7 protein-coding genes are annotated in these 9,126 nt (G+C 71.0%); 4 read left to right on the top strand and 3 right to left on the bottom strand.

Translation table 11 applies throughout. The features are described from left to right. Positions 1–36: 36 nt before the first annotated feature. On the bottom strand, positions 37–621 hold the full coding sequence (locus ACWGE1_RS37940) for a biotin transporter BioY (RefSeq protein WP_453425023.1): 585 nt from the start codon (positions 619–621) through the stop codon (positions 37–39). A 284-nt stretch (positions 622–905) separates the two neighbouring features. On the opposite strand from ACWGE1_RS37940, the gene ACWGE1_RS37935 reads away from it, so the two are divergent. Next, the gene (locus tag ACWGE1_RS37935; RefSeq protein WP_453425022.1) at positions 906–2,312 is read left to right on the top strand and encodes an amino acid permease; all 1,407 of its coding nucleotides are present in this window, start codon (positions 906–908) and stop codon (positions 2,310–2,312) included. A gap of 71 nt (positions 2,313–2,383) precedes the next feature. Here ACWGE1_RS37935 and ACWGE1_RS37930 read toward each other — a convergent pair whose 3' ends face one another. Further along, entirely contained in the window at positions 2,384–3,166 is a 783-nt protein-coding gene (locus tag ACWGE1_RS37930; RefSeq protein WP_453425021.1) for an SDR family NAD(P)-dependent oxidoreductase, read from the bottom strand. Between the two features lie 180 nt (positions 3,167–3,346). Between ACWGE1_RS37930 and ACWGE1_RS37925 the strand changes: the two genes are divergently transcribed. Further along, positions 3,347–4,762, top strand: coding sequence for an amino acid permease (locus ACWGE1_RS37925; RefSeq protein WP_453425020.1), 1,416 nt, complete (start codon positions 3,347–3,349; stop codon positions 4,760–4,762). A gap of 160 nt (positions 4,763–4,922) precedes the next feature. Continuing rightward, positions 4,923–5,579 (top strand): superoxide dismutase, encoded by a 657-nt coding sequence (locus ACWGE1_RS37920; protein ID WP_189964402.1) that lies wholly within the window; start codon positions 4,923–4,925, stop codon positions 5,577–5,579. A gap of 123 nt (positions 5,580–5,702) precedes the next feature. On the opposite strand, the gene ACWGE1_RS37915 is transcribed toward ACWGE1_RS37920, so the two are convergent. Continuing rightward, positions 5,703–6,347 carry a mycothiol-dependent nitroreductase Rv2466c family protein gene (locus ACWGE1_RS37915; protein ID WP_266391394.1) on the bottom strand — a complete coding sequence of 215 codons (645 nt, stop codon included), beginning with the start codon at positions 6,345–6,347 and terminating at the stop codon, positions 5,703–5,705. Positions 6,348–6,486: 139 nt separating this feature from the next. On the opposite strand from ACWGE1_RS37915, the gene pepN reads away from it, so the two are divergent. Further along, on the top strand, positions 6,487–9,042 hold the full coding sequence (gene pepN, locus ACWGE1_RS37910; RefSeq protein WP_453425019.1) for an aminopeptidase N: 2,556 nt from the start codon (positions 6,487–6,489) through the stop codon (positions 9,040–9,042). Positions 9,043–9,126: the final 84 nt, after the last annotated feature.

Genomic DNA, 9,126 nt, shown 5'->3' with positions numbered 1-9,126 from the left:
CAAGGCGGGCCGGGCTCCGGTGCGTTCGGGGGGTGGTCAGCCGCGGCGGCCGACCAGCTTCCAGGCGGCGGGCAGGGCGCCCATGGCCAGCGCGGCCTTGAGGGCGTCGCCGATCAGGAACGGGACCACGCCCTTCGCGACGGCCACGCCGAGGGACATCCCGGTGGCGGCCATCAGGTACGGCACGCCCACCGCGTAGATCACGGCCGAGCCCAGCACCATCAGGCCGGCCGTGCGCAGCACCGAGCGGTCGCCGCCCCGCCGCGCGAGGGCGCCGACGAGGGTGGCGGCGAGCAGCATGCCGAGCACGTACCCGAAGGAGGCGCCGCCCGCTCCGGAGGTCCCGCCCGCAAACCACGGCACGCCGGCCATGCCGACGAGGGCGTACAGCGCCAGCGCCAGGAAGCCGCGGCGGGCGCCGAAGGCCGTACCGACGAGCAGCGCGGCGAAGGTCTGGCCGGTGACGGGGACCGGGGAGCCGGGAACGGGAACCGCGATCTGGGCGGCCAGGCCGGTGAGCGCGGCGCCGCCGACGACGAGCGCGATGTCGCGGACGCGGCTCGCGGGCAGCAGGTCGGCGAGGACGGCGCCGGGCCGGAGGGAGACGGAGGCAGTGCTCATCGGGAGGCTCCACGGGATGGGGGTGGCAGGACGATCACCGACGCTAGTGCGCGGCCCCCCGCCGCCCCACCGCCACCCGGGACAAAGCCCCGCTCCCCGCTTTGGTGGGGATTTCACAAAGCCTGCGCATCACACCCGAGACGAAGTGATCCTCGTCACGAGGAGGATCAGACAGCACGTCCGTTTTGCACGGACGCCCGCCGCTCAGTGAGACTGTAGGGTCCCGCCAATCCTGACGCGGAGCCCCACCGCCGCTGGGCCGAACGAGAGTACGAGCACCCTTCATGAGCGAGCGCCTGGAAGAAGCACCTCCCACGACGGGCGACCTGCCCGCGGAACCCCTCAGCCACAGCCTCAAGCAGCGCCACCTGACCATGCTGGGCCTCGGCGGCGTCATCGGCGCCGGGCTCTTCGTCGGCTCCGGAGCCGGCATCGGCATCGCCGGACCGGCGATCATCTGCTCCTATCTGCTCGCCGGCGTCCTCGCGATGCTGGTGATGCGGGCCCTGGGCGAGATGTCGGCCGCGATGCCCGCCTCGGGCTCCTTCTCCGTCTACGCGGAGCGGGCGCTCGGGCGCTGGGCCGGCTTCTCGGCAGGCTGGCTGTACTGGTTCCTGCTGGTCGTGGTGCTGGCCGTGGAGGCCACCGGAGCGGCGAAGATCGCGAACGGCTGGGTGCCGTCGGTCGACCAGTGGGTCTGGGTACTGCTCTTCATGGTGGTCTTCACCGTGAGCAACCTGGCCGCGGTGAAGAACTTCGGCGAGTTCGAGTTCTGGTTCGCCGCCCTCAAGGTCGGCGCGATCGTGCTCTTCCTGATCCTCGGCACCCTCGCGGTCTTCGGCCTGCTCCCGGACACGGAACCGGTCGGCATGGCCAACCTCACCGGTCAGGGCGGCTTCTTCCCCGAGGGCTTCGGCGGAGTGGTCGCCGGCATGCTCGCCGTCATCTTCGCCTTCGGCGGCCTGGAGGTCGTCACCATCGCGGCCGCCGAGTCGGACGACCCGGCGCGGTCGGTGTCCCGGGCGGTGCGCAGCGCGGTGTGGCGCATCCTCTTCTTCTACGTCGGCTCGATGGTGGTCATCGTGACGCTGCTGCCGTGGGACTCGCTGAAGCCGGGCGAGAGCCCCTACGTCGCCGTCCTCGACTCGATCGGCATCCCGGCGGCCGGGCAGATCATGAACATCGTGGTGTTCGTGGCGCTGCTGTCGGCGCTCAACGCGAACCTGTACGGATCCTCGCGCATGGTGTTCTCGCTGGCCGAGCGCGGTGAGGCGCCCAAGTCGCTGCTGAAGGTCTCGGGCGGCGGCGTGCCGCGCCGGGCGGTGTTCGCCTCGGTGGCCTTCGGCTTCGTGTCGGTCGTGCTCAACCTGCTGTGGCCGGACACGATCTTCCTCTACATGCTCAACGCGGTCGGAGCGGTGCTGCTGTTCGTGTGGGCGCTGATCGCCGTCTCGCAGCTGAAGCTGCGCCGCCGGATCGAGCGGGACATGCCCGAGCGGCTGACCCTGCCGATGTGGCTGTTCCCGTACGCGACCTGGGCGGCGCTGCTCGGGATGGCGGCGGTGCTGGTGCTGATGCTGTTCGACGATTCGGCGCGGCCCCAGCTGCTGTGGTCGACGGGCGCGGCCGCGCTGGTCCTGGCCGTTGCGGGCGTCCGCGAGCTGCGGGAGCGGCGCACCGCGAAGTCCTGACGGACCACCGGCCCAAGGCGCCGGCCCGTGCGAAGGCCCCCCGCGCTCCCGGCGCGGGGGGCCTTCGCGCGTCAGGTGCGCAGGTACGAGGCTCCGTTGACGTCGAGCACGGTGCCCGAGCTCCAGCGCGCGGCGGGCGAGGCCAGGTGCAGCACGGCGGCGGCGATCTCTTCCGGCGTGCCGACCCGTCCGAAGGGGCTCTGCGCCCGGATCCGCTCGCCCTCCTCCCCGTCGAGCCGCCCGGCGACCCGCTCGGTGGCCACGAAGCCGGGCGCCACGGAGGCCACGGCGATGCCGTGCGGGGCCAGGGAGACGGCGAGGGACTGGCCGAGCGCGTGCAGGGCCGCCTTGGTGGCGCCGTAGGCGGGGTGGTCGGGCTCGCCGCGGAACGCCCCGCGCGAGCCGATGTTGACGACGCGGCCCTCCCGCCGGCCGGCGATCATGCGGCGGGCGACGCAGTGGGTGAGGTTGGCCGGGCCGAAGAGGTTCACGGCGGCCGTCTGCCGCCAGGCCTCCTGCCAGTCGGCGTACGAGGTCGTGGGCAGCGGGTGCGCGACCATCACGGCGGCGTTGTTCACGAGGACGTCGATGCCGCCGAGCGCCTCCTCGGTCTCGGCCGCGAGGGCTTCCACGCGGGCCGGGTCGGCGAGGTCGCCGCCGACGAGGACGTGGCCCTCGCCCGGCAGGTCCGCGAGGGTGCGCTCGGCGTCCGCCTGCCGGACCGTGCAGTGCACCGCCACCCGGTCGCCCCGCTCGGCGAAGGCCGTGGCGATGGCCCGCCCGATGCCCCGCGAGGCCCCGGTGACGAGCACCCCCCGGCCCGTGGCGGCCAGTTCCCGTATGCCGTGGTCCATTCGTTCTTCCACCGCTCCCCCTGTCGTCGTGTCACCCGCGTCCTGTCGGCAGCGTACGGGGATGATCACGGCCGGTCATCCGGCCGTCCGCATATCGGACGTCAACCATCCGAAGATCGGACAGAGGTGAGACTGGGGCACCTCATCACGTCCCCCCGCACACCGGACAGGCACACCCCAATGAGTCAGAGCACCCTGACGCCCCTCGAACCCCCGCAGACCGACGCCGGCTCCCCGCTCGGCAACGGACTCAAGCAGCGCCACCTCTCGATGATCGCCCTCGGCGGCGTCATCGGCGCCGGACTCTTCGTCGGCTCCGGCGCCGGCATCGCCGCCGCGGGCCCCTCGATCGTGCTCGCGTACGCCGCGTCCGGGCTGCTGGTGATGTTCGTGATGCGGATGCTCGGCGAGATGTCGGCCGCCAACCCCGCCTCCGGCTCCTTCTCCGTGCACGCGGAGCGGGCGATCGGCCCCTGGGCCGGATTCACCGCCGGCTGGATGTTCTGGATCCTGCTGTGCGTGGGCGTGGCCATCGAGGGCATCGGCGCGGCGCACATCATGACCGGCTGGTTCCCGGGCACCCCGTCCTGGATGTGGGTGCTGGTCTTCATGGCGGTGTTCTGCGGCTCCAACCTCGCCGCCGTCTCGAACTTCGGCGAGTTCGAGTTCTGGTTCGCCGCCCTCAAGATCGGCGCGATCGCGCTCTTCCTCGGTCTGGGCGTGCTCGCCGTGCTCGGTCTGCTGCCCGGCACCGACTCCCCCGGCGCCGCCAACCTGCTGCACGACGGCGGCTTCCTGCCCAATGGCGTGGACGGCCTGCTGGTCGGCCTGCTGGCCTCGGTCGTCGCGTACGGCGGACTGGAGACGGTGACCATCGCGGCCGCCGAGTCCGAGAATCCGGTCAAGGGCGTGGCCAAGGCCGTGCGGACCACCATGTGGCGGATCGCGATCGTCTACGTGGGCTCCATGCTCGTCATCGTCACCCTCCTGCCGTGGAACGACCCGGCGGTCACGGCGGACGGCCCCTACGCCGCCACCCTGGACCGGCTGGGCATCCCGGCCGCCGGCGAGATCATGAACGTGGTCATCCTGATCGCCCTGATGTCCGCGATGAACGCCAACATCTACGGCTCCTCGCGCATGGCCCACTCACTCGTCTCCCGCGGCCAGGGCCCCAAGGCACTGGGCAAGGTCACCGGCCGGGTGCCGCGCCGGGCGGTGCTCGCCTCCTGCGGCTTCGGCTTCGTCACCGTGCTGCTGTCCTACTGGTACCCGGACACCCTGTTCGCCTGGCTGCTGAACATGGTGGGCGGGGTCATCCTGATCGTCTGGGGCTTCATCGCCGTCTCGCAGTTCCTGCTGCGCCGGCGGCTGGAGCGCGAGGCCCCCGAGAAGCTGGTCGTGAAGATGTGGGGCTTCCCGTATCTGACCTGGGTGGCGCTGGCCGGGGTGGCCGGGGTCCTGGTTCTGATGGCCCTGGGCGAGGACACCCGGGTCCAGGTGATCTTCACCGGCGGGCTCGCCGTCGCCCTCGCGGCGACCGGCTGGGTCCTGCAGAAACGCGCCCTGCAGCGCGGTGCGGCCGACGCCCGCTGACTGCCCCTCGACCGCAGGTGGGCCCCGTGCGTTCGCACGGGGCCCACCTGCGTTTTACAGAGGTAACCCTTACGTGTGAGGTGGAATAGATACTGCTAGCGTGCAGTTGCGCATTGATTGCAATAAGCGATTGGCACGCCGAGGGGACCGGATAACACGCATGGCCATCTACACGCTTCCTGAGCTTCCGTACGACTACGCGGCGCTGGAGCCGGTGATCAACCCGCAGATCATCGAGCTGCACCACGACAAGCACCACGCGGCCTACGTCACGGGCGCCAACAACACGCTGGAGCAGCTGGCGGAGGCGCGCGACAAGGAGAACTGGGGCGCGCTCAACGGCCTCGAGAAGAACCTCGCGTTCCACCTCTCCGGCCACATCCTGCACAGCATCTACTGGCACAACATGGCCAGCCCGAAGACCGGCGAGGGCGGCGGCGAGCCCACCGCGGCCGACGGCCTGGGCGACCTGGCCGACGCGATCACCGAATCCTTCGGGTCCTTCGCGAAGTTCAAGAAGCAGCTGACCTTCGCCTCCTCCGCCACCCAGGGCTCCGGCTGGGGCGTGCTCGCGTACGAGCCCGTCAGCGGCCGTCTGGTCGTCGAGCAGGTCTACGACCACCAGGGCAACGTGGGCGTGGCCAGCACCCCGATCCTGGTCTTCGACGCCTGGGAGCACGCCTTCTACCTTCAGTACAAGAACCAGAAGGTGGACTTCATCGAGGCGATGTGGAACGTCGTCAACTGGCAGGACGTGTCCGGGCGCTACGCCGACGCCAAGGCGAACACCCCGCTGCTGATCCCCGCCAAGGGCTGATCGCACCACCACAGACCCGTCCGCCTCGTGATCGTCTTCTCAACCTTCACTTGCGGGCGTGTTGAACGGAAGACCCCCGTGAGGACGTGACTCACGGGGGTCTTCTGTGCGTACCGGCAGGTCCTACTCGAAGGACGGGCCCTTGGTACGGGTGCGCTTGATCTCGTAGAAGCCCGGGGTCGAGGCGACGAGCAGGGTGCCGTCCCAGAGCCGGGCGGCCGCGTCGCCCCGCGGGGTCGGGGTGACCACCGGGCCGAAGAAGGCCACGTCGCCCTCGGCGCCCGGAACGGAGATCACCGGGGTGCCGACCTCCTGGCCCACCCGGTCTATGCCGTCGTTGTGCGAGGCCCGCAGCACCTCGTCGTACTCGTCCGAGTCGGCGTACGCGAGCAGCTCGGCCGGCAGGCCGACCTCGGCCAGCGCCTCGGCGATCACCTCGCGGGTCGGACCCTTCTCGTCATTGTGGATGCGGGTGCCGAGCGCGGTGTAGAGCTTGCCGGTGACTTCCTCACCATGCTTCTGCTGCGCCGCTATGACCACGCGCACCGGGGCCCAGCCCTTGGGGCCGAGCAGCTCTCGGTAGGTCTCGGGCAGCTCGTCGAGCTTGTTCTCGTTGAGCACCGCGAGGCTCATCACGTGCCAGCGGACCTCGACGTCGCGGACCTTCTCGACCTCGACCATCCAGCGGGACGTCATCCAGGCCCAAGGGCAGAGCGGGTCGAACCAGAAGTCGACCGGGGTCTTCTCGCGCACCTGGGTGTCGGTCATGTCTCTCCTCAGTCTCGGCAGGGGTCGCAAAAGGGCATCACTGGGCTCACGTTCCCCGTCACCAACGAGTACCGAGTGGCGCGCATTCCCTCGTGCGAGGATTCGACACAAGAACGCGATCACGCACGAAGGAGTGCACGTGCCCGGAGAGAATCTGTCCCGCGACGAGGCCCGTGAGCGGGCCGAGCTGCTGTCCGTCGACGGGTACGAGGTGGTCCTCGACATCCGCTCCGCCGTGGACGAGGCCGAACCGGCCGAGGGTCCCCGGACCTTCCGCTCGGTGACGACGATCCGCTTCCGCGCCGCGGCCGCCGGCTCCTCCACCTTCGCGGACCTGATCGCCCCTTCGGTGAACGCCGTGACCCTGAACGGGCGCGCGCTGGACGTGGCCGCCGTCTTCGACGGCGCCCGGATCTCCCTCGACGGCCTGGCCTCCGAGAACGTCCTCGTCGTGGACGCGAACTGCGCCTACAGCCGGACGGGCGAGGGCCTGCACCGCTTCGTGGACCCGGAGGACGGCGAGGTCTACCTCTACACCCAGTACGAGCCCGCCGACGCCCGGCGGGTGTACGCGAACTTCGAGCAGCCCGACCTCAAGGCCCCGTACCGCTTCGAGGTGACGGCTCCCGAGGGCTGGCAGGTGTGGAGCAACGGCGCGGAGGAGTCCCGCGAGGCAGGCGTGTGGCGGTTCGCCGAGACCGCGCCGATCTCCACGTACATCACGTGCGTGGTCGCGGGCCCCTACCACTACGTGACGGACTCCTACACGCGCGGGGACCTGACCATCCCGCTGGGCGCGATGTGCCGCAAGGGGCTGGCGAAGCACTTCGACGCGGACGACATCTTCCTCGTCACCAAGCAGGGCTTCGACCTCTTCCACGAGATCTTCGACTACCCCTACCCCTTCGGGAAGTACGACCAGGCCTTCGTCCCGGAGTACAACCTGGGCGCGATGGAGAACCCCGGCATGGTGACGTTCCGGGAGGAGTACATCTTCCGCGGGAAGGTCACGCAGGCCTCGTACGAGCGTCGCTCGAACACGATCCTGCACGAGATGGCGCACATGTGGTTCGGCGACCTGGTCACCATGAAGTGGTGGGACGACCTGTGGCTGAAGGAGTCCTTCGCGGACTTCATGGGCTCCTTCGCGCTGGTCGAGGCCACCCGCTTCGACCAGGCGTGGGTCACCTTCGCCAACAACCGCAAGGCGTGGGCCTACCGCGCCGACCAGCTGCCGTCCACCCACCCGATCACGGCCGACATCCGTGACCTGGAGGACGCCAAGCTGAACTTCGACGGCATCACCTACGCCAAGGGCGCGGCGGTGCTCAAGCAGCTGGTCGCCTACGTGGGCCGGGAGGCCTTCCTGGAGGGCGCGCGGCGCTACTTCAAGGCCAACGCGTACGGGAACACCACGCTGGACGACCTGCTGTCGGTGCTCGCGGAGGTCTCCGGGCGGGACATGGCCGAGTGGTCGCGCGCCTGGCTGCAGACCGCCGGGGTGAACGCGCTGACGCCGGTGATCACCTATGACGCGGGCGGCCGCGTGACCGAACTGGCCGTCGTCCAGGAGGGCGACGAGCTCCGCCCGCACCGGGTCGCGGTGGGCCTGTACCGGCTGGAGTCCGACGGGACGCTGGTCCGCTACGCACGGGCCGACGCGGACGTGTCGGGCGCGCGGACGGTCGTCGCCGAGCTGGCCGGGACCGAGCGGCCGGACCTGGTCCTGGTCAACGACGAGGACCTCACCTACTGCAAGATCCGCTTCGACGAGGGCTCGCTGGCCACGCTGCGGGCGCACCTCGGCGACCTGAAGGACCCGCTCGCGCGGGCACTGAGCTGGTCGGCGCTGTGGAACCTGACGCGCGACGGCCTGATGCCGGCGCGCGACTTCGTCTCGCTGGTGCTGGCGCACGCGGGCCGCGAGACGGACGTCGGCGTCCTGCAGATGCTGCACGCGCAGGCGCTCACCTCGGTCACCCACTACGCGGCGCCGGGCTGGCGCGAGCAGGGCGGCCGGGAGCTGGCGGCGGGCGCGCTGCACGAACTGCGGTTCGCGGCGCCGGGGTCGGAGCACCAGCTGACCTGGGCCCGCTTCTTCGCGGCGAGTGCGGCGACCGAGGGCGACTTCCAGCTGCTGCTGGGGCTGCTGGAGGGCTCGGCGCGGATCGACGGGCTGGACGTGGACCAGGAGCTGCGCTGGGACTTCCTGCTGCCGCTCGCCGCGCACGGGGCGGTGGACGAGGGTGTGCTCGCCGCCGAACTGGCGCGCGACGACACGGCCTCGGGCAAGCGGCACCAGGTGCGGTGCCTGGCGGCGCGGCCCTCGCAGGCGGTCAAGGACCAGGCGTGGGCGGCGGTGGTCGAGTCGGACGCGCTGTCGAACGCGCTGGTGGAGGCGACGATCGCGGGCATGCAGCAGCCCTCGCAGCGGGGTCTGCTGGCGGCCTACGCGGGGCGCTACTTCGAGGTGATCGAGCGGGTGTGGGCGGACCGGTCGATCCAGATCGCGATGGACGTGGTGAAGGGGCTGTACCCGGCCCTGCAGGGTGACTCCGCCACGCTGGATGCCACCGACGCGTGGCTGTCGGCCCACGCGGATGCGGCTCCGGCGCTGCGCCGCCTGGTCCTGGAGTCCCGCGACGACCTGGCCCGGGCCCTGCGCGCCCAGGCCTGCGACGCGGCGGCGGGCTGACCCTGCGGGGCCTTCCCCCACCCCGCCCCTTCCCGGAACCGGGCTCCGCCCGGACCCGGCCTCAAACGCCGGACGGGCTGGAAG

It is taken from the genome of Streptomyces sp. NPDC054932, assembly GCF_053610205.1.
This window is presented reverse-complemented; position numbering and strand designations above follow the sequence as displayed.